Here is a 20,596-nt window from a genome sequence, read left to right on the forward strand (position 1 = left end):
AAAATGTTGCCGCTTTTGGAGAATCATTGCTACCTAAGGTGAGGTGACACAGCCAATCAGTTAATCTTACCGCCGTGTGGTGGAGTCACTACCTAAACCATAGTAAAAAGGCCGCCTTTGGGCAGCCTTGATGCTGAATATACCAACCACGTGATTGGCTAAAGCGAGACCACCACCTCAGCCGCCTGACGGATAGCCCGTTTTGCATCTAATTCTGCCGCGAGTTCAGCACCACCAACCAAATGGTAGTTAAGGGACTGACCATCAAGGTCGGCAACTAAATCGCGATTTGATTCTTGACCGGCACACAAAACGATTGTATCCACCTCAAGCACTGAGGCTTTATCTTCCTGTTTAATATGCAACCCTTGAGAATCAATCTTTTCGTAAGATGCACCGATAACAAAGTTAACGCCGCGGTCCTTCAAAACGGTGCGGTGGATCCAACCGGTCGTTTTACCTAAATCCTTTCCTGGGCGTGTACTCTTGCGTTGCACCAAATAGATCTCTCGTGCCGACTCAAAGGCACTGTCATCACGTTTGGTCAACCCACCCGCTTGTTGGTAGTTAACATCGATCCCCCATTGAGCTAACCATTTAGCCCGGTCTAAAGTTGCTGATTCATGTGCCTCAGATAGGTATTCGGCCATATCGAAACCGATACCTCCGGCACCAATCAATGCCACCCGCTTGCCTACTTCAACTTCTTGTCGTAACACCTGCTGGTAAGAAACTACATTGGCTCCATTAACCCCTGGGATCGATGGCATACGCGGTTTGATGCCAGTGGCGAGGATCCGCTCGTCAAAGGTTGCTAAATCTGCTGCCGAAGCGTAATGGCCAGTTTTGATGGTTACCTTCAGGTCGGCTAAACGCTGGCGGAAATACACCAAGGTCTCGTTAAACTCCTCTTTTCCCGGGATCTGGGCCGCAAGGTTAAACTGACCACCAAGCTGCTCCTGCGCTTCAAACAGTGTTACTTGGTAACCGCGTTCTGCTGCATAACAAGCCGATGCCATACCTGCAGGACCAGCTCCGACTACGGCGACCGTTTTAGTCACTGGTGCCGGCTCTAACTTTAACTCACCTTCGTAACACGCAAATGGATTTACCAAACAGGTTGAGCGTTTGCCCTTAAAGGTGTGGTCAAGGCAGCCTTGGTTACAGCCAATGCAGATATTGATCTGCTGCCGTTGGCCTTGCGCGGCTTTATTAACGAAATGGGCGTCGGCTAAGAAGGGTCTCGCCATCGAAACCATGTCAGCTTGGTTTGAAGCGAGAATCTCTTCGGCGATTTCCGGAGTATTAATGCGATTGGTGGCAACAAGGGGGATGGATACCTCTTTGCGCATCCGCTCGGTCACCTCGGCAAATGCCGCGCGCGGTACACTGGTGGCGATGGTTGGAACCCGTGCTTCATGCCAACCAATACCGGTGTTAATAATGGTTACACCGGCCTGTTCAAGCCATTTTGCCAAGCTAACAACCTCGTCCCAGTTGTTGCCTCCCTCAACCAAGTCCAGCATCGATAATCGGAAGATAATAATAAATTCTTTGCCAACGGCGGCGCGAATAGCTTTGACCACATCCATCGCTAGTCGAGCTCGATTTTCAATCTCGCCGCCGTATTCATCGGTACGCTTGTTGGTACGTTTACATAAGAATTGGTTAAGTAGGTAACCTTCTGAGCCCATTATCTCAACGCCGTCATAACCCGCTTTCTGCGCTAAGCTTGCTGCCTTAGCGTAGTCCTTAATGGTCTTTTTAATACCGCGACTGCTAAGTGCAAAAGGCGTAAACGGAGTAATCGGCGACTTAATCTTACTTGGCGCTACCGATATAGGGTGATAAGCATACCGACCTGCATGCAGGATCTGCATACAGATTTTGCCATCTTCTTTGTGCACTGCGTCGGTGATCTTGCGATGGTGCTTAACCTGCCATGGGAACGACAGTTGACTAGCAAAGAAATGAACTCGGCCGGCATAGTTAGGAGCGATACCACCGGTAACAATCAACCCGACCCCTCCTCTAGCACGCTCAGCGAAAAACTCTGCTTGCTTGTCGTAGCCGCCTCTTTCCTCTTCCAAACCCGTGTGCATCGATCCCATTAACACGCGGTTTTTTAAGGTAGTAAAGCCAAGATCGAGTGGAGCAAGCATATGGGGGTAGTTGTTGTTCATCCTTAAACACCTCTTTACTTATTTGTTACACAGTAATAGCTCTAGAGTAACGACTCAACCCCCGTTTGATATAACACCTTACAATTGCCGTTCCATAGTTAGAACCCAATCAGGTAGCATTACAGTAATGTCAAAATAAAGGAATTACCTCCATGCCCAAACGGCCTTCATTAATCGGACGTTTCTTTCGGTTAATATTTTCGGTAATCAACGGCTTTCGCCGATTAGTGCTCAACGTTTTGTTCTTCGGGATCTTAGCTGCAATCATCGTTAGCTTAGGTTCAGATAGTCAGTCACCTAGCCTACAGAACGGCGCTGCGTTGGTTATCCCACTCAATGGCATTGTGGTTGAAGAGCTTAGCGAAGTGGATCCCGTCGCTGCGCTGTTCGGGCAAAACAGCGAGGAACCGCAAGAGATATTGTTGTCGGAACTGCTGCATACCATTCAACAGGCAGGTAAAGACGACCGCATTGGCGGCATCGTGTTAAAGCCCGGCAATCTTGGTGCCGGTTTGTCAAAGTTGGAAGACATTGGCCACGCTCTAACTGAATACAAAGAGAGCGGCAAACCACTGCTATTTATCGGTGGTGGCATTGAACAAACCAATTACTATTTGGCGTCGTTTGCTGACAACATCACCATCAACAGTGGTGGCGGAGTTGCTATTGAAGGTCTGGGCATGAGTCGCCTCTACTATAAAGAAGCGCTTGATAAGCTGCAGATCACCACGCACCTATACCGTGTAGGTAAATATAAATCATTCGCTGAATCGTACACTCGCAACGACATGTCCGATCCTGCTCGTGAAGCCTCACAAGCTGTAATAGACGACCTATGGGGCAGCTACGTTGATACTGTTAGTAGCAATCGAGATATTGACCCGCGAGTGTTAGCACCGAGTTTGGATAATGTTTCACAGCTGCTCGAAGAGAGCGATAACGATACCGCGAAGATGGCGCTGAGCACTGGCTTGGTTGATCAACTGGCAACGGATATTGAGATGCGTGCTGGTTTAATGCAAACCTTCGGAGCTGATGAAGATGACGAGCATCAGCTTAATGCTATCGGCTACCGTGATTACGCCAGCTTAGTGGCAACCAGCAGTAATCCGCTCATCGAAGACAAGATTGCCATTGTTGTAGCAAAAGGCACCATCCTTAACGGCGACCAGCCACCAGGTACCATTGGTGGTGTGTCCACTGCGAAGCTGCTGCGCGAAGCCCGTTTCGACGAGCAGGTTAAAGCCGTGGTATTACGAGTAGACAGCGGCGGTGGCAGTGCCTATGCCTCAGAGCAACTGCGCCAAGAGGTATTAGCGCTGCAAGCTGCTGGTAAACCAGTTGTGGCCTCAATGGGCTCTGTGGCCGCGTCAGGTGGTTATTGGATTTCTGCCAGTGCCGATCGGATCTTTGCCCAAGAGGATACCATCACCGGCTCTATCGGTATCATCAGTATGTTCCAAACCTTTGAAAAGGCAGCTGAGTTTGTCGGTGTTCATCAAGACGGTGTCGCAACCAGTGATATTCGAGAAATCAGCTTTATCGAGCCGTTGAACGAAAAGATCGGGCCAATTGTACAGCGCTTAATGGACAAGGGTTATCACGATTTTATCAGCCTTGTTTCACAATCCCGTGGTTTGGATTTGGCGACGGTCGATTCAGTCGCTCAAGGGCGAATTTGGAGCGGTATCGACGCGCTTGAATTGGGATTGGTTGATGAGATAGGTAGCCTTGATCAAGCGATTGCCGCCGCTGCAGACTTAGCGTCCATCGGCAGCTATGACACTAAGGTAATTAGCCATGAACTTACTCCAGAACAGGAGCTTATCCGCGAGATCCTAAACTCTGTTTCGGTATACATGCCCGAGCCAAGTACCGACACCAAGCTGCTGTGGCAGTTGAAAGGGTTACTCAAACCGATTGAAGCTCAACTGCGACTCAACGATCCCAATAACCTGTACTACCTGTGTGTTGAGTGTGACAACATCCGCTAAATTTAATCGCACTTAAGAACTTCGTTAAGCCTAGCAATTTGCTAGGCTTTCTTTTGTAAAAAGGGGCGCTATAATCCCGCCCTATTCTCTTTATTTGGGTCTTTCGCATGCACCGTAAACGCATCTATGTCGCCTATACCGGCGGCACAATCGGTATGCAACATACTGAAAAAGGCTTCGTTCCAGCTGCTGGCTTTCTTACCGAAAGCGTTAAGACCAACCCCGAATTCCATCGTGCCGAGATGCCACGGTTTGAGATCCATGAATACGATGAGTTGATCGATTCATCCAATGCCTCTCCAGACGATTGGCAACGCATAGCCGATGACATCGCCAACAATTACCACGATTACGATGGCTTTGTGATCCTCCACGGCACCGACACTATGGCGTTCACCGCTTCAGCGCTGTCGTTTATGCTCGAAGGTCTAGCTAAGCCGGTTATCGTAACCGGCTCACAAATCCCGCTGGCGGAGCTGCGCTCTGATGGTCAACCAAACCTACTTAACTCGTTATTTATCGCTGCCAACTACCCCATTGCCGAGGTATGTCTGTTTTTCAATAATGTGTTGTTACGAGGCAATCGAAGCACCAAGGTTCATGCGGATGGCTTTGCAGCATTCGACAGCCCTAACATCGCACCATTGCTGAATGCGGGCATCGAGATCCGCACTGGTACGCCAGCGCTTGTGCCCGCAGCTGATGCCAAGCTAAAGGTGTCACCAATTACCACTCAGGCCGTTGGTGTAGTGACCCTATACCCAGGGATCAGCACTGAGGTCATCGCCAATATTCTGCAGCAGCCGGTTAAAGCACTTATCTTGCTCTCGTTCGGCGTAGGTAACGCACCGGAGCGAGCCGATCTGCTCGAATTGCTCAATGACGCTCATAAGCGCGAGATCATGGTGCTCAATCTGACTCAGTGCTTGCAAGGTAAGGTTAATATGGCAGGCTACGCCACCGGCAATGCACTGTCTGAGGTTGGGGTGCTATCTGGTTATGACATGACTACGGAGGCGGCCCTAACCAAACTTCACTATCTGTTGTCGCAATCGTTAAGCTTTAGCGAACGTTGCCAGCTTATTGGGCAACCGCTCCGAGGCGAACTCAGTCACTAATGCTGTGATAGGGAATGAACAGTAGATAGCCCCACAACAAAAAACGGAGCGCTAAGCTCCGTTTTTTCTATTCCGCGGTTTTGGTTTCAATCGCATTTGGATCAAACTGACGCTTCTGTTGCGCCTTGCTGAGGTGATTAATTTCGCCGTCGCGGTTAATCGTAAGGTGATCCTTATTATCAGCATACCGTGCTTGCCAAGCGATTAACGCCTGCATTGCGCTTTCTCGCTGTTGATCTGTCAGCAAACTGCCATCTGGCCATTTTCCGGTTTCTACTCCGGTTTGTAATCGAGCGACGATCTCTGGCGTCAGGCCGTCAATCATGTGGTTAAAATCCATTATCTACCTCGCTTGTTTAACACAATCCGGATCCGAGTAATCAAGTACATGCCAAAGCCTAATGCCATTGAACCGATGCCGACCGTCTTACGCCAGCCGTCACTTGGCTCACCACCCCACCACCAAATAGCAAAACCACCGACAAACAACAGTAACGCGACAAAGCTATGGTTCATCAATTGTTGTTGCATGTGAATAGCGCGGATCCGTGCCGCTTGCTCCTGCTTCTCAGGATCGTCTGAAATCGAAAAGCCGCAGTGCGGACAGACTCCAGCACGATTTGAGATTTTCTTACTGCAGGCCGCGCAGTGGATCAAAGCCATGGCATCTTCCTTGTTTATTATTAGCCAAAGCACTATACGATTTCGTAAGTTACGGTACAAAAAAATCCAGCCTAACGGCTGGATTTTTGAGCTAACAAAACCGATACAGGTGCTTGGTTAAGGCAGGACAACGCTGGTGGCGTTAAGCATCTTCTGCATTACCTGAACTACCTGGCAACTGTAACCAAACTCGTTGTCGTACCATACGTACAGAACGGCTCGGTCATCTTCAACAATGGTTGCCTGTGAATCAACAACACCAGCAAAACGACTACCAACCAAATCGGTCGATACTACTTCAGTAGACGCGGTGAAATCGATCTGATTTTGCAGATCTGAGAATAATGCGGTTTTACGCAAGTACTCATTCATCTCTTCGCGGGTGGTGTGCTTACCTAAGTTTAAGTTCATGATCGCCATCGACACGTTTGGTGTCGGTACCCGAATAGCATTACCAGTCAGTTTGCCCTTAAGCTCAGGAAACGCCTTGGAAACCGCTTTGGCTGCACCGGTAGAAGTCAGTACCATATTCAATGGTGCTGAGCGACCACGACGGTCCGCTTTGTGGTAGTTGTCAATCAAGTTTTGATCGTTAGTGTACGAGTGAACGGTTTCAACGTGACCGTTGTTAATACCAAATTCGTCGTAAACGGCTTTCAGTACTGGAGTAATGGCGTTAGTGGTACAAGAGGCGGCAGATAAAATGAGATCTGAATCAAGTACATCGCTGTCGTTAACGCCGTATACCACGTTTTTGATATCGCCTTTCGCAGGTGCAGTCAGTAGCACCTTAGCCGCGCCTTTCGATTTAAGGTGCTGACCCAGTCCCTCTTCGTCACTCCAAATACCGGTGTTATCAACAACCAAAGCGTTATCGATACCGTACTGAGTGTAATCAACCTGATCTGGAGAGTTAGCGTAGATCACTTGAATGTAGGTGCCGTTAGCTATCAAGGCGTTGTTTTCTTCGTCAACTTCAATCGAACCATTGAATGGACCATGGATAGAATCGCGACGTAATAAGCTAGCACGCTTCTCTAGATCACCTTCACGACCACCTCGAACTACAATGGCACGCAAACGCATAGTGTTGGATACGCCAGTACGTTCAATCAACAGGCGGGCTAACAACCGTCCGATCCGGCCAAAGCCATACAGAACCACATCGCGCTGCTCAACGTCTTTATCCACTGCCGGTGCTAAATGCTCCTTCATGTAAGCATCAATCTCTTCAGCACTTGAATGGTTACGCCAGTAGTTGATGGCCAGCTTACCGATGTCTACTTTCGCGTGCTTAACGTTCAAGCGGCTCAGCGCTTCAATAAATGGGAAGCTTTCACGTAAACGAAGTTTGTCACCTTCATACTTCTTCACTAATCGATGCGCTTTGGTGATCTCGATAGTTGAAGAGTTAAGCAATGGCCGACCATAGATAAGAACCTCAACGCCTTGGTTGCGGTAGAGCTTGCCAATCAGTGGTTGCATCGCTTCTGCTAGCTCGAATCGTTCTTGCCAGCTTTGAAGATGTTTATCAGCGGTCATGTACTCGTTTCCTACGAAAAAACCCCAACGCTTTCAATTGGAGCCAAAGATAAATAGGGTAATTATTTTTGAATCACGTAGTTAGATCGCGGCCTAAATACGGGAGAAAGCGCGGCCATTCTACAGAAAAAAGTGATAGAGTTTCCAGCGGAAGAAATTCTACAAACTGTTGCTACACAACACCTTAACGGTTGATTCAGGTTTATTTGGTAATTTTATTTCATGAAGTACTCATTCGTTGCATTGGCAACTGTTGTTGTTTTAACCGCTTGCCAACCACAACTGAATTCGAAGCAGATCTGTGCCGACAATCCACAGCTGTGTGCAGACATTGATCAGAAACGCTGGTGTCGCCGGCCACGCTCAGAATTGGTTCATACCCGTTACATGGCCGAGCAAATGCCCTCTGCTACCAATACTTATCAACTGTTAATTGATACCGAGAGCTACCAAAACTGCATGGCCACTATCGCTGACATGGTTGCCAAGCCTGGTACCAATAGCAACAGTAATAGTACCCAATGGTACCTACGCTCAATTGATACCTTAGAGAATTTACAAAAACAAACCGAGACCGATCCAGATCCACTGCTTTCCTTGTACCACTGGGCTAGAAGTAAGGATCCTGCCGCTAAACAACGGTTCCTTGCTGCGGAATCTGCCGGTAAGGTAATTGAACGTAAAGCGAAACACCAAGCTGCAGTGTACTTCCTCAAGAATGAGCCGGCTAAAGCTCACGGTTATGTGATGCAATTGCTTAGCAACTATGAAATAGACCAGGAAAACGACAAGGAATTGCTCGACCTTAGTGCCCTTAGCTACCTCAAAAATAATCTGCAAGAGGAGGCATTGGTTATGATGATTATCGGTAATTCACCGCAGATTGCGGTTGGCATGATCGGTGGTCACTTCAAGGTATCCGACGCCGAGTTAGCACGATTTGAGCAAGAAGCAGACAAAGTAAGAAGATTACTAAATAAAGGAAATTTCGAAGCAGAGCATTGGAAGTTGTAACTCAATTTCATCACATTTTATTGAGCTTCAGCACGATAGCTACAGTGACAGACCAAACTGTCGCATAATTTAACCCGTCAAATGCACACAATTCGATTAGTGTGATCTAGGCTTGTCATATAAACCAACGTTTTGTAGTTAATGTCTTGACGATACCCCATTTTCTTGTAATTTTACTACATAGATACTATCCATAGGAATGTTCACCATGATTAAGATCGCAATTAACGGCTACGGCCGCATTGGTCGAAATGTAGTTCGTGCTTTGTATGAAAGTGAAAAGGATTACCCAATCCAGATTGTTGCCATTAATGACCTTGGTGACGCTGCAATCAACGCCCACTTAACCAAGTACGATTCTGTTCATGGCCGCTTCAATGCCAAGGTTGAGCATGAAGAAGGCGCCATCACGATTAATGGCGATCGTATCCAAACGTTCTCTGAGCGTGACCCTTCAGCCCTGCCTTGGGCCGATCTTGAGGTTGACGTGGTATTGGAATGTACTGGTATTTTTACTACAAAAGCGACCGCATCCAAGCATATTCAAGCTGGCGCCAAGAAAGTCATTATTTCTGCACCAGGTAAAGAAGTCGATGCGACCGTGGTCTATGGCGTTAACCACGACATCGTTACCGCAGACATGACCGTTATCTCCAACGCATCTTGTACCACCAACTGTTTGGCACCGTTTGCTAAACCACTTAACGATGCGCTAGGTATTGAGTCTGGTTTGATGACCACTATCCATGCATACACCAACGATCAACGTCTTTCTGATGTATACCACACCGACTTGCGTCGTGCTCGTGCTGCCGCAGTAAACATGATCCCAACTCGCACCGGTGCAGCCGCTGCTGTTGGCTTAGTAGTACCGGAACTGGCCGGTAAATTTGACGGTGGTGCAGTACGTGTTCCTACCGTAAACGTTTCTTTGGTTGATTTAACCTTCGTTGCTGGTCGCGATACTACCATCGAAGAAGTAAACGAGATCGTTACTAAAGCTTGCGCTACTGGAGCAATGGCTGAAGTAATGGCGGTAAACCACGAGCCTCTGGTTTCTATCGACTTCAACCACAGTCCAATGTCCTCAACCTTCGACGCGACCCAAACCCGTGTTAATGGCCGTTTAGTTAAGGTAATGGCTTGGTACGACAACGAGTGGGGTTTCTCTAACCGCATGCTCGATAACGCTGTGGTATTGATGAACGCCAAGTAAGCACCTTGTCTTAGTGACTGAATCTAAAAACGCAGGCTTCGGCCTGCGTTTTTGCGTTTGGGCTTTAATAACAAACGCAGACTAATCGGTACCCTGCCCTTGGCCAAACCGGGTTATGCGTTTTCATCATCCGGGTACCTACAAGACAAAAGATGAACATTTTCTCAATGACGCATAACGGCCAGTAGGTAGTGGTAGCCACATGTCTACTTTGGAGCGTTAAGCCGACACTTCCTTGTCGACACATCACCATGACAGCCGCCTTTGTGCTACTCAGTAAATGTACTCAGATTTACTCTCAAGATCGCAGGGTAAACTAGCAGATTTCTCTGTCGTTCAGAACGATAAGCATCCGTTGTCGATACGACAAAAAACCATCGTTTTTCAATTTGTCGTTTTGGCTTCATAAAGTGCGCTCATTTTTCAGCATGCGGTTTTAAGTAAGTGGATCTGTTCAATTTCATTGGTTCTATTGGTACCGGTTTGTACCTGTTTGCCTATGCACTCCTGAGTCTCAAAAAGACCCGCGCTGACAGCGTTACCTATATGGGAATGAACCTGATTGCATCTTGTTGCATGCTTATCTCGTTGACCGTGAACTGGAACGCACCGTCGTTCTTCGGCCAGATTTGCTGGGCAGCCATCTCCCTCTACGGGCTGATGAATTGTGTCATGGCCCGCAGAGCACTGGCCAAAGAGATTGGTCAAATCAACCCGTCAGGTTCCCCAACTGTTGCAAACTGAATGCCCCTGATGGCTCGGTATCGCCGATAAGACTCTGAACTCGCTGGATTGCCTCAAGCGCAGCCGCATCCTTTCGGAACGACAGATAAACCGGTCGTGGCCAACGAGAAGCCCCTTCAACCAGATACAGTTGGCCGGTTCCCGTCAGGGGCTCCACCAGCGGCTGCGGTAAATATGCCGCGCCGCCTTTCTCCAGAATAAAATCCAGCGCGATGCGACCACTGGAGGTCCGCAGCCAAGGCGGCGGGATCCGTGGGTGTCGTTCGGCATGCTCTTGGGCAAAGCGGGTACCCCAATCGACATATACGTAACGTTTTTCCAGCGCCTCGGTAAGCGATTGCTGTTCAGTCGACACCAGTTGTAGTGACAAGGTGGTGACCTGTTGACACTTCAGTTCATCTGCTTTTAACGCATCGAACACCAAACCAATATCCAGGGTGCGTTCCAGCAGACCACGGTGGATCTGTTCCCGGCTCAGTGTCTCGGCATTAAAGGCATACCCATCAAAGGCATCGGTGATCACGCTCAGCGCATGTTGCAGGTAGGCATCCCACAGGTTTGGCGTACCGGCCAAGGTTAACTGGATCGATTGGTAACTTTGCAGCGAGATATCCTGCTTGGCCTGCTCGAGAGTATTCACCATCACCTCGGCATAAGGCACTAAGCGCTCACCGGCTGATGTTAACTTGATGTTGTTGCGCTCACGCTGAAATAGCTGGGTAGAAAAGAAACCCTCAAGCTGTTTGATGCGTGCGCTGACTGCCACTTGGGTGATGTACAAGTTTTCCGCAGCGCGCCCGAAATGACGCTCCTTGGCAACTTCCAAAAATGTACGGAACACTTTGACATCCATACACAAACCTCATTTTTATAACCGGCTGCAAGTTAACAAAAAATGCAGTCGAGACGACAAAAATCAATCGTTATCTTTAGTGACCAAACTGGCCTATAAAATACGCCTCAGAGAACCCTCTCTACAGAATTCCCCTTTTTTGTTGCGAGAAAATAAATGCGCATCTGTTTTATCCTGCACGCAGCTGAGTTGGAAGAGCCCCGTGGTGACACTGTGGATGCATCAAGCGCACAACGCTGGCTTACCGAACAGGCCAAACGCTGGCAACTGCCGTGCAAGATTGGTCTCAGTAGCCAGATGGCAGCCAGAGCGATGGTGGTGAATGACAACCCTAAACTGCTACTCAATCGGTATAGCGACTTTAGTCAGGGGAGCTGAGTAACCTCGCTCAGCATGAGCTGGGAGTTCACGTGGCGACTACGTTAAACGCCCGCCAGCAGCCTCTTAAGCTACTCCGGCTAGGGCTGCCCGGTGCGACCTTTACTCAAGAAGGGCTCGCCATTTTAGCTGAGTTCACCTCTGGAGGCATGTGGCTTAGCCGGCTAAAACAACTGGCAGCGCGTGTTCTTGCAGTGGACGCCTTGGTGCGCCGACATAGTTTTGTCGATACCTGCCAACTGTTGCAGCAGCATGGCATTGACGAGCAACAAGCGTTTAGCATCACCGCCCGGGCTTATCGAGGTGGTGGCTTTACCAAGGATTACCTCTATCTGAGTGGCTTTGTGGCGATGTTACGGGCCTGCCAACAACGTTGTCCAAACAACCTATTGGTCGGTAAAGCGGGCATTGAACACATTGATATTCTAAACGAGTTGGTCGAGCGGGAGGTATTTGTGATGCCTAAGCCTCTGGTGGCTTTGCAACCTGACACCAAGAAACAAGGTGAATTAGCTTACCTGGTGCGCTAACTTCACTAGGGCTAACCGCATTGCTTTGAGAAGGCGACTAAACAGAAAACGCAGGCTTTGCCTGCGTTTTTGCGTTTGGGCTTGAGTGGCAGGCTCAGATCATCTCGTGAATATCCCGAGAAGTTACAGAATTAGCGCCTCTAGCAGCTTGAACCGCTGCTACGTTACCCTCTGATAGTGATACCATCTGCGCATCAGAATTACCGAGAAAATCTATGTTTATCCATCATGTTAACGGCATCGACTGGCTAGTGATTACCGCTTTTGAAGAACTGAAAGCTCTATTTATCGAAGAAGCCGGTGCGATCCCCTCTTGCTTCTCTGCCACCAGCGAATTGAACCTGATTGATCAAGCCAAACGAACTTATGGACATCTACCTGGATTCAGGGGCGTAATCACCGATACCGGCACTTATCAACGTCAGGCTAACCAAGAAGATTTAAAGCCACAGCTTGCCGCCCTAGTTGAGGGACGCGGCCGGGTGTTTATCTATCACAGTGGCTTTGTCGCTTTTGTGGATGATGCGCAAACCTTTATTACCAAGATGGACTGAACATCATTTAACAGGTTGAAATCGGCGAACTGGCAGCCTAAGCAAAATAGGGACAGAAATGAGTCAACGCCAATCTTGGCCGCGAAACGATCCTTCACCCATGAGCTGAGCATCCAACCGTAGTACACCCATACATATCACGGTTGTATTGATGAACGCCAAGTAAGCATTGAGCTTCTAACCGTTTCAACTGTGTATAAAAACGCTGGCCGTAGCCATAATGCCAGTCAGTTAAGCTAACTAGCTTGCACAAGAGCACTTGGAGCAACAAATGGCCGCTTCCCTGGCAGCACAATATCGAGGTTGTTGATGACCTGGGACATCGCGGTATTACGGAACAGGGACATACCAACCACACTCCAAATCATCAACTCCATAGGCAGACGACGCTTACGGATTGTCACTACACCAGTGTCTCTTAGACACTCATCGATTAACTCAGGCTCGAGCAACCCTGACAGTGAGGTGAAGTTTTCTGGGGCGAAGTCGTGGAGAATATCGAGGGCTTGGCTGAGAAGCATAAAAAATCCGAGTTCCTTAGGGAAACTCGGGTTCTGTCACGCTCAGAGGATCGGTCAACCGATCGCTAACTGATCAGCATTAGGCCGAAGCCAGCGTTTTTTTTATGGCTGTGAAGCAATTAAGTGTTGTTCTTGCCAATGCTGTTAAAGCACCGAAATCGGTGTAGCCGAGGCTTAAGATAAACTTCAACAGCTGACTACGACACAGCCTTTTTTATTTTCATTGAAGCAACAAATTAATACCACCTACGTAGCGAAGGCTCGCCAAAACTATCTGGACAACGCCGTGATTCAAACACAAGTGGAGTACAAAGCCTCAATCCAACAGTTTGTCGCTAAGCTAGCGCCCATCACTGTTGGTTTCATGTTTGTGCGTCAACCAGAGCTGCATGTCTAAACCTCCGCCTTTTGGAAACAAAAAAGGCTTCGAATAAATGAGCCATTCGAAGCCAAAACCTTTCGGCTGATGATCAAGCCTAAGACTACTAACCGCTGTAATTTACAATGCGGGTTTCACCTTAATTCTGAAAAATAGGCTGTAGCAAACCGGCAAAATGACTAACGTAAGTAAAGTCGCAAAGCCCAAACCAAAAAAGATAACCACTGACAACGACTGGAAGAACGCATCCGATAACAACGGCAGCATGCCTAACATGGTAGTCAGCGCCGCCATCACCACCGGACGCACACGGCTCACGGCAGAATCGATGACAGCTTGATATGGCGATTTGCCAAGTCCTTGTTCCACATTGATTTGATCAACAAGCACAATGCCATTCTTAATTACCATGCCGCTAAGGCTTAAAATTCCCAAAATAGCCATGAAACTTAGAGCGGCATCAAACAGCAACAGACCAGCTGCTACGCCGACCATAGATAACGGCACACAAATCCAAATCGCAGCCGCTTGACGTACGGAATTAAACAACAACACCGTAATAACAAACATTGCTAAAAAGCCAAACGGTACTGATGATTGTACGCCTGCATCTGCCTCGGTCGACATTTCGTACTCGCCACCCCACTCAAGCTGATATCCTGCGGGTAGATCAATTGCTTCAATTTGATCGCGAATTTTGACCAGCAACGCATCGGAAGTCGCACCTTGTTCCAGAGCAGGATCAGCCATCACCGTGATTACTCGTCGACGATCACGTCGCATAATGATCGGGTTTTCCCACTCCGATTGAAACGCTGAAACCACTTGGCGCACCGGCACATAAGTGTTATTCGAACTGCTCCATACCTGCAACTTATCGATACCGTCGAGTCCCAAACGCTCCTCTAACGGCGAACGTGCAACAATAGGTAACTGGTGAGACCCATCTCGGTAGACTCCTACGGTTTGTCCACTGAAATTGCGCAATAGCGCAGCATCAAGATCTTGCTTACTGACCCCGGCACTGCGTGCGTCGCTAAGATTCAACTGAGGCCGCACCATTAAGGTCTGATTACGCCAATTATGACGAATATTATCGGCCAATGGTTCATGCTCTAATACCAGCTCAGCTTGTGCCGCTAATGCTCGAAGTACTTGCGGGTCATCGCCATAAAAGCGCGCTTCTATCTTCGCCGCAGGGCTTGGACCGTTTTGCAGTGTTTTAACTCGGTATTCAGCTTCGGGGTAGTCAGATCTTAGCCAACCTTGAACCGCTGCCATATGAGCGCCCATGTTATCTAAGGAGTCCATCTCAACCAGCAGCTGCCCATAAGCGGCGTAACTTTTTTCTGGGACATACTCCAGCACAAAACGTTGCGCCCCTTGACCAACTACTGAAGTTAAATTGACCATACCCGATGGGCGTTGCGCTTCACGGTCTAGCAGATGCTGCTCGATGTTATTAACAAATTGTTGAGTTCGCAGTACATCAGTGCCTTCTGGCATCCAAATATCGACCATATAGATAGGCGTAGCGGACTGGGGGAAAAAGACCTTTTTAACTTTCCCCATTCCAAACATAGCCGACCCCATCAACGCAATCACGACCAAAATCGTTATCGCTCGATGGTGGATCGCCGCATCCAACAATCCGCGATATAAACGAAAACCAACCCCTTGGTATAGTTCGCTAGCTGCACCGTTTTCCTGATTTTTAAATAACATATGACAGAAAAATGGCGTAATACTGATTGCGGTCAACCAACTGATGGAGAGCGACAATAGCAAGATCGTAAACAGCGAACCGCAGAACTCTCCAGATGCATCGTCAGATAACCCAATTGGAGCAAAAGCAATAATAGCAATCGCGGTCGCGCCTAATAGCGGCCACTGCGTCTGATTGACGATTGTTTTAGCTGCTTCTAATCGTGTTAAGCCTTTGCGAATTCCTACCAAAATGCCGTCAGTCACCACAATGGCGTTATCAACTAACATCCCTAGTGCAATGATCAATGCACCAAGTGAAATAGATTGCAGTTGGATTCCCAACACCCGCATACCAATAAAGGTACCTAGTATTGTGATCAACAATACCGCTCCCATTAATACGCCAGAGCGCAGGCCCATAGTTAACAGTAATACTGCAATGACGATAACAACCGAACAAGCCAAGTTAACTAAGAAACCACTTACCGCAACGTCTACCACTGCGCCTTGGTTATAGAGCGAAGTCAGCTCCATTCCAACCGGCATAAAATGGTTGAGTTCCGTTATTTTTGTGGTAATTGCTTGTGATACCTCCACGACGTTAACGCCACTCATAAATGAGATGCCGATAGATAAAGCGGGCTTACCTTGACTATGGAACATAGTCTGAGGCGTATCGGTATCGGCTTTATAAACCTTGGCAATATCACCAAGATAAACCAACTCCGTGCTGCCTGGAGGGCTAACAATTACCCGTTGTAAATCGTTGATATCGGTAAATTCGCCAGTAGGGTGCAACCGAATACGATTGCCGTTCAATAACGCCTTGCCGGCATTAGACACACCATTTTGGGTCTGCAATAAGCCATAGAGATAATCTGGGCTGAGCCCCATCGCAACCAACTTTTGTTGGCTAAATTCCACCATTACTTGTTCTTGAATTTTGCCTTCAACCGCAATCTTTTTAATACCAGGAATTAACACTAACTCACGTCGCAAATAGTCAGCTTGGTTACTCAGCTCCCGATTACTAAAGCCATCGCCACTTAAAGTCAGCATATAGCCATAAACGTCAGAAAAATCATCAATAACTATTGGGGCATATGCACCAGCTGGTAGCGCTTGCGAGGCATCACTGACCCGCCGACGCAGTTCGTCCCAAACTTGCGGCAGCTCAGTTTTATCGAACGAGTCCTTCATCTGAACTTCGATCTGCGATACACCAGCGGCGTTAATCGACGTTACGTGCTTAAGTTGGGGCATCTGCTGAATGGCATCTTCCAACCCCAGCGTCACCTCTTCTTCTACCTGATCCGCAGACGCTCCAGGGTATTGAGTTATCACCAATGCATTTTTGATGGTGAACTCTGGCATCTCCAACTGGCCCAACTTGGTAAACGATAGCGCACCACCAACAGCCAAAAGAACGACTACTAACCAGCTAATTACCTTATTTCTGATGCTAAATTCAGCAATGTTCATCACCTAAATCCCTCTAGGCCAAACCAGAGGTTTGACCTGCTGCTCAGGAGTAAGAATCGATACACCGGTTTCAACGATTAACGTACCCGGTGCCAACCCCGACAAGATTTCAACCCCTTGATCGGATAAGGAACCAATGGTGACTAGACGTGGCGATACCTGCTGCGAATGTGCGTCAAATACCCAAACTTGCGATTGGGCAACGCCATCGCTAAATTCGACGGCGTTTTGCGGCACCACAACAGTAGCCTTTGTAGCTGCATTAAACGCATCAAAATTCACTTCAATCTCGGCGCTCATACCAGCCACCACATTTAAATCACGTGGTGGCTCCATCACAAAAGTCATCTCAAAACTCTGACTTCCGGAGGTCACTACACTACTGTGCTCTAGATAGCGAAGTGGGTGATGCCGCTGGTCTGCGTCGAAGCTAGCCGAAGCACGTAGCTGTGCAGACAACACCGCGGGATCGGCATGCAATAACAACGACTCAGGTATTTGCGCTTTTAGCTCAATAAGGTTGTCACGCTGCAAGGTCAAAATAACCTGAGTCGCTTGAACCATTTGAAAGTTTTCAGTGAAGACCTTCGCCACAACCCCTGAGAATGGCGCCAATATATCAGTGTATTCAAGCTGGTTTTCAGCCATCTCTAACGCCGCGTGACTAGACTTTAACTGAGCCTTTGAAACGTCTACCTCGGCTTTTGATATAAGCGATTTAGACAATAGTTTCAGGTTTCGTTGATGATCCAATTCGGCCAATTCATAATTGGCTTGGGCATTCAGCAACGCTTGACTGGCATCACGCTGATCCAGCTGCGCCAACAGCTGACCTTGCTCAACACGTTGACCTTCAATGAGTGCAAGCTCAGTTAACACACCACTAACCCGAAAAGCCAAGTCAGCAGGTTTATGGGAAGCCACTATTGCAGGAAGTCGATTATGATGTTGTTGTACTACCTGTACTTGATGCAATTTAACAGGGCGGGGTAAAGCTTGTTGTTCTTCCTGCACAGCAGCGGCATCACAGCCGGTTAACATTACTAATGCAACCAAAGTTACTGCGCTCAAATCTGTCGTTTTCATTGTGACCTTCACAAACACTTTCGTTGCCAAGATTATGAAAACCATTACAATTCTATTCAATGAAACCTTTTGGAACCTTATGTTCTACAATTTAGAACCCCAAAAGGTGCTCAAACAACTTGATAACAAAATCAAATTGAGAACACTCAATGAAAACTGAAGACATCAAACTGTTCCATATCGTCGTCGATTCTAGCAGCCTCGTACGTGCAGCGGAGTTACTTAATTTACCCAAATCAAACGTCAGCAGACGCATCAAGGCATTAGAACAAGAGATCGATACCCACCTATTTCATCGCAGCGCCCGCGCGCTTAAGCTCACCGAAAAGGGTCAATTGTTTTATTCAGAAACCAAAGCAATGGTGAGTCAACTAGACGGGTTACTTGAACGGTTAAGCCACAACCAATATGAACTCAGCGGCCATCTGAGAATCCAAGTGTTACCATTACCAGAAGTGCTCAACTTAACCGATTTAGTGCACCAATTTATGGAACTTCACCCAAAGGTAACGGTAGAGATCATCACCAGCTCCCATGAATCCAACTTGATCGAAAATCACATTGATGTAGCACTTCGAATTGGTCGGCAATTAGAAGATTCAACGCTAATCGCAAGACCAGTAAATGAAGTGATTTTCGGCTGCTATGCGAGCCCCAGTTATCTCGCCAATATTCCTATGCCAACCAAAGTCGCAGATCTCGAGCAACTGCAAGTTATCCGATGGCGTTTACCTAATGGCAAGTTAGCCCGCGATTTTTATCAGGGTAACCTTCGATTTAACACGCCAAGTCGACTTACTGTTAATCACCCGGAGCACTTAATTCAAGCAGCTGTAAAAGGGAAAGGTCTAATTATGTATCCTAAACATCTCGTCGCTAACCTTGTGAGTAGCGGTGAACTTGTTGAAATATTGCCAGAAAAATTACCTTTAACCAGTTTTAGCTGGTTAGTTTACCCAACCAAAAAGTCACTCTCTAACACCGCGACTAAGCTAGTCGAATATATCGTCGATCAATCTCGTATTCAAAATCCTAAGAAATGTCCTGACGTGTATGCCTAAATGGTACAAATCGAAAAGTACTACTCTTATTTAAACATCAAATAGTTAATGGGGGACTACCGAGTCAACTGGCTATTCAAATAGCTAAGTACTTGCTTGCCCTCTACCCTATATAGATTACGGTATCAAACCCATAGTGAGAGTCGCACAGCTAATTTCAAACACTAGGGCGGTTTGGCGCTGGAGTAAACCCATAGTCCTGTCGGTTAACTGCTTCATATTACCGCTGAAAGAGCAGCGTTCTAACATCAATTTAAGCAACCGCTGTTAACACCTATAGCTGACACATGTAAGCAGACTAGAGGGCATGCTTGGTATTAAAAAATCGCTCTAACTCTTCCGCCAGCACATTGATACGATGGGGGCGATACTGGCGAGATGGGTAAATCGCATACAAACAATTTTGGTTGTAGTATTCGTCAGCGAACAAACGAACAAAGTTGAGCGTAGGGTTATTTAAAAAAGCCCCTTTAGGTAAACAAGCAACACCGACATTATCGGCAACCATTCGAGCCAGTATTTCGGTATGATCGGAATAGGCAACAGAGTTAGTGTTAAATTTTCCGCTTAGCCCTTGGCCGTTATTCCAAGTTTGCACATCCTGCGAGTAACTTTTATCGTCCAATAGGACCAAATAGGGATAGTTTTCCAACTCAGCGGGATGACTAGGAACACCATACTTCTCTAACAACCCCGTCCCAGCGTAAAAATGCTGTTTACCGTTAAAGATTTTTTTGGCAATTAACGAACTGTCACTTGGTAAATTAGGACTAATGGCAAGGTCATTGTCATAAAGGGTATCAACTTGGCGGCCGGAATTGACTTTAATTCTCAGCTTAACTTTTGGATAGCGTTTGATAAATGGTACCAAAAAACGCTCTGCCAGAGCATTACCAATGGTGGGCGGTACTATCAAACTGATAGGGCCACTCACCTCTTGATCATTGTTGGCTAAGTTGCGGATCTGATCGACTTCACCGAGAACTGTACCGACCTGCTTAAGGATCTGCGTTCCTTGGCTGGTCGTGTTGAACTCCTTACCGCCGCGATGAAACAACTCAGTATTAAGTTCCTCTTCGAGACCTTTAATTTTACGGCTTATCGAAGACCCATTCATATCGAGGATCTCTGCCGCCCGGGCGATGCTTTTCACTTCTGCAACGACCAAGAATATTCGTAACGTCTCTAAGTTCATTTAATGTAACCAACCTCATCGCTTCAATAGTTAAAAGCCAATTATAATTCTAATTCGCAACCAAATACGAAGATACAACTGTGGGTTCATACTTAATGGGTATTCACATTGCACCTTTAAGCGGTAATATGATTTTTCACGGTCAACTTGGCGCTATTTGGTGTTAGCGTAAGCCTATTTCATTAACGCAGCAATACCGATATCGACATGGCTAACGTTATCCATTAATGAATAATCACAGCGCCGTCACAGGTTGCTAAGTCAGATTTACATTTTGCATATTTGAAAACCATTACTCTCACAAGCTAATTTGATTAAGCGCAACCCTTAGCTATAAGGTCGACCTTCATCTCATTTTACCCTTCCAATTTAGCAT

The 20,596-nt window shown here is 47.4% G+C and carries 18 protein-coding genes and 1 pseudogene; 10 read left to right on the plus strand and 9 right to left on the minus strand.

Annotated elements, in window-relative coordinates:
* Positions 1-158 precede the first annotated feature (158 nt).
* Positions 159-2,183, minus strand: coding sequence for an NADPH-dependent 2,4-dienoyl-CoA reductase (locus HER31_RS06920; RefSeq protein WP_168659884.1), 2,025 nt, complete (start codon positions 2,181-2,183; stop codon positions 159-161).
* 152 nt (positions 2,184-2,335) lie between these two features.
* Here HER31_RS06920 and sppA point away from each other — a divergent pair, with 152 nt between their 5' ends.
* Both sppA and ansA read left to right on the plus strand, forming a co-directional pair.
* On the plus strand, positions 2,336-4,177 hold the full coding sequence (gene sppA, locus HER31_RS06925) for a signal peptide peptidase SppA (RefSeq protein ID WP_168659885.1): 1,842 nt from the start codon (positions 2,336-2,338) through the stop codon (positions 4,175-4,177).
* A 107-nt stretch (positions 4,178-4,284) separates the two neighbouring features.
* Entirely contained in the window at positions 4,285-5,295 is a 1,011-nt protein-coding gene (gene ansA, locus HER31_RS06930) for an asparaginase (RefSeq protein WP_168659886.1), read from the plus strand.
* Between the two features lie 67 nt (positions 5,296-5,362).
* Here the strand turns inward: ansA and HER31_RS06935 are convergent, their stop codons facing one another.
* The 3 genes from HER31_RS06935 to HER31_RS06945 form a co-directional block, all read right to left on the minus strand.
* Complete coding sequence (locus tag HER31_RS06935) at positions 5,363-5,635, minus strand: YeaC family protein (protein ID WP_168659887.1); 273 nt, start codon at positions 5,633-5,635, stop codon at positions 5,363-5,365.
* A complete protein-coding gene (locus tag HER31_RS06940) occupies positions 5,635-5,958 on the minus strand; it encodes a SoxR reducing system RseC family protein (RefSeq protein ID WP_168659888.1) in 324 nt (107 codons plus the stop codon). Before HER31_RS06940 ends, HER31_RS06935 begins: the two co-directional genes overlap by 1 nt.
* A 117-nt stretch (positions 5,959-6,075) precedes the next feature.
* On the minus strand, positions 6,076-7,500 hold the full coding sequence (locus HER31_RS06945) for a glyceraldehyde-3-phosphate dehydrogenase (RefSeq protein WP_168659889.1): 1,425 nt from the start codon (positions 7,498-7,500) through the stop codon (positions 6,076-6,078).
* Between the two features lie 222 nt (positions 7,501-7,722).
* On the opposite strand from HER31_RS06945, the gene HER31_RS06950 reads away from it, so the two are divergent.
* The 3 genes from HER31_RS06950 (at position 7,723) to HER31_RS06960 (ending at position 10,474) form a co-directional block, all read left to right on the plus strand.
* On the plus strand, positions 7,723-8,514 hold the full coding sequence (locus HER31_RS06950; RefSeq protein ID WP_168659890.1) for a DUF2989 domain-containing protein: 792 nt from the start codon (positions 7,723-7,725) through the stop codon (positions 8,512-8,514).
* A 208-nt stretch (positions 8,515-8,722) separates the two neighbouring features.
* Positions 8,723-9,730, plus strand: a complete 1,008-nt coding sequence (gene gap, locus HER31_RS06955; protein ID WP_168659891.1) for a type I glyceraldehyde-3-phosphate dehydrogenase — start codon at positions 8,723-8,725, stop codon at positions 9,728-9,730.
* Between the two features lie 444 nt (positions 9,731-10,174).
* Positions 10,175-10,474 carry a CBU_0592 family membrane protein gene (locus HER31_RS06960; protein WP_168659892.1) on the plus strand — a complete coding sequence of 100 codons (300 nt, stop codon included), beginning with the start codon at positions 10,175-10,177 and terminating at the stop codon, positions 10,472-10,474.
* Here HER31_RS06960 and HER31_RS06965 read toward each other — a convergent pair.
* Positions 10,440-11,315 carry a LysR family transcriptional regulator gene (locus tag HER31_RS06965; RefSeq protein ID WP_238786901.1) on the minus strand — a complete coding sequence of 292 codons (876 nt, stop codon included), beginning with the start codon at positions 11,313-11,315 and terminating at the stop codon, positions 10,440-10,442. The two genes, HER31_RS06960 and HER31_RS06965, sit on opposite strands and share 35 nt — an antisense overlap.
* 168 nt (positions 11,316-11,483) lie before the next feature.
* Between HER31_RS06965 and HER31_RS06970 the strand changes: the two genes are divergently transcribed.
* The 3 genes from HER31_RS06970 (at position 11,484) to HER31_RS06980 (ending at position 12,789) form a co-directional block, all read left to right on the plus strand.
* Positions 11,484-11,705 (plus strand): DUF1704 domain-containing protein, encoded by a 222-nt coding sequence (locus tag HER31_RS06970; protein WP_168659894.1) that lies wholly within the window; start codon positions 11,484-11,486, stop codon positions 11,703-11,705.
* Between the two features lie 32 nt (positions 11,706-11,737).
* Complete coding sequence (locus HER31_RS06975) at positions 11,738-12,235, plus strand: tyrosine/phenylalanine carboxypeptidase domain-containing protein (protein ID WP_168659895.1); 498 nt, start codon at positions 11,738-11,740, stop codon at positions 12,233-12,235.
* 215 nt (positions 12,236-12,450) lie between these two features.
* Complete coding sequence (locus HER31_RS06980) at positions 12,451-12,789, plus strand: cytosolic protein (RefSeq protein WP_168659896.1); 339 nt, start codon at positions 12,451-12,453, stop codon at positions 12,787-12,789.
* Positions 12,790-13,031: 242 nt separating this feature from the next.
* Here HER31_RS06980 and HER31_RS06985 read toward each other — a convergent pair.
* A pseudogene (locus tag HER31_RS06985) lies at positions 13,032-13,310 on the minus strand (transposase domain-containing protein); the annotation flags it as partial.
* 223 nt (positions 13,311-13,533) lie between these two features.
* Between HER31_RS06985 and HER31_RS06990 the strand changes: the two are divergent.
* Positions 13,534-13,707 (plus strand): hypothetical protein, encoded by a 174-nt coding sequence (locus tag HER31_RS06990; protein ID WP_168659897.1) that lies wholly within the window; start codon positions 13,534-13,536, stop codon positions 13,705-13,707.
* A 102-nt stretch (positions 13,708-13,809) separates the two neighbouring features.
* Here HER31_RS06990 and HER31_RS06995 read toward each other — a convergent pair whose 3' ends face one another.
* Together HER31_RS06995 and HER31_RS07000 are read right to left on the minus strand one after the other, a co-directional pair.
* The gene (locus HER31_RS06995; RefSeq protein ID WP_168659898.1) at positions 13,810-16,878 is read right to left on the minus strand and encodes an efflux RND transporter permease subunit; all 3,069 of its coding nucleotides are present in this window, start codon (positions 16,876-16,878) and stop codon (positions 13,810-13,812) included.
* A 3-nt stretch (positions 16,879-16,881) separates the two neighbouring features.
* Entirely contained in the window at positions 16,882-17,964 is a 1,083-nt protein-coding gene (locus tag HER31_RS07000; protein ID WP_168659899.1) for an efflux RND transporter periplasmic adaptor subunit, read from the minus strand.
* A gap of 149 nt (positions 17,965-18,113) precedes the next feature.
* Here HER31_RS07000 and HER31_RS07005 point away from each other — a divergent pair, with 149 nt between their 5' ends.
* A complete protein-coding gene (locus HER31_RS07005; protein ID WP_168659900.1) occupies positions 18,114-19,025 on the plus strand; it encodes a LysR family transcriptional regulator in 912 nt (303 codons plus the stop codon).
* Between the two features lie 298 nt (positions 19,026-19,323).
* Here HER31_RS07005 and HER31_RS07010 read toward each other — a convergent pair whose 3' ends face one another.
* Positions 19,324-20,220, minus strand: a complete 897-nt coding sequence (locus HER31_RS07010) for a LysR family transcriptional regulator (RefSeq protein WP_168659901.1) — start codon at positions 20,218-20,220, stop codon at positions 19,324-19,326.
* Between the last annotated feature and the right edge of the window lie 376 nt (positions 20,221-20,596).

Source organism: Ferrimonas lipolytica, from assembly GCF_012295575.1.
In the GTDB taxonomy this organism is placed as follows: Bacteria; Pseudomonadota; Gammaproteobacteria; order Enterobacterales; family Shewanellaceae; genus Ferrimonas; species Ferrimonas lipolytica.

Coding starts and splice junctions, on each gene's coding strand:
- sppA (WP_168659885.1), top strand. CDS start 2,336: ATGCCCAAACGGCCTTCATTAATCGGACGTTTCTTTCGGTTAATATTT.
- HER31_RS07000 (WP_168659899.1), bottom strand. CDS start 17,964: ATGAAAACGACAGATTTGAGCGCAGTAACTTTGGTTGCATTAGTAATG.
- HER31_RS06980 (WP_168659896.1), top strand. CDS start 12,451: ATGTTTATCCATCATGTTAACGGCATCGACTGGCTAGTGATTACCGCT.
- HER31_RS06945 (WP_168659889.1), bottom strand. CDS start 7,500: ATGACCGCTGATAAACATCTTCAAAGCTGGCAAGAACGATTCGAGCTA.
- HER31_RS06935 (WP_168659887.1), bottom strand. CDS start 5,635: ATGGATTTTAACCACATGATTGACGGCCTGACGCCAGAGATCGTCGCT.
- HER31_RS06995 (WP_168659898.1), bottom strand. CDS start 16,878: ATGAACATTGCTGAATTTAGCATCAGAAATAAGGTAATTAGCTGGTTA.
- ansA (WP_168659886.1), top strand. CDS start 4,285: ATGCACCGTAAACGCATCTATGTCGCCTATACCGGCGGCACAATCGGT.
- HER31_RS06940 (WP_168659888.1), bottom strand. CDS start 5,958: ATGGCTTTGATCCACTGCGCGGCCTGCAGTAAGAAAATCTCAAATCGT.
- HER31_RS06950 (WP_168659890.1), top strand. CDS start 7,723: ATGAAGTACTCATTCGTTGCATTGGCAACTGTTGTTGTTTTAACCGCT.
- HER31_RS07005 (WP_168659900.1), top strand. CDS start 18,114: ATGAAAACTGAAGACATCAAACTGTTCCATATCGTCGTCGATTCTAGC.
- HER31_RS07010 (WP_168659901.1), bottom strand. CDS start 20,220: ATGAACTTAGAGACGTTACGAATATTCTTGGTCGTTGCAGAAGTGAAA.
- HER31_RS06920 (WP_168659884.1), bottom strand. CDS start 2,183: ATGAACAACAACTACCCCCATATGCTTGCTCCACTCGATCTTGGCTTT.
- gap (WP_168659891.1), top strand. CDS start 8,723: ATGATTAAGATCGCAATTAACGGCTACGGCCGCATTGGTCGAAATGTA.
- HER31_RS06970 (WP_168659894.1), top strand. CDS start 11,484: ATGCGCATCTGTTTTATCCTGCACGCAGCTGAGTTGGAAGAGCCCCGT.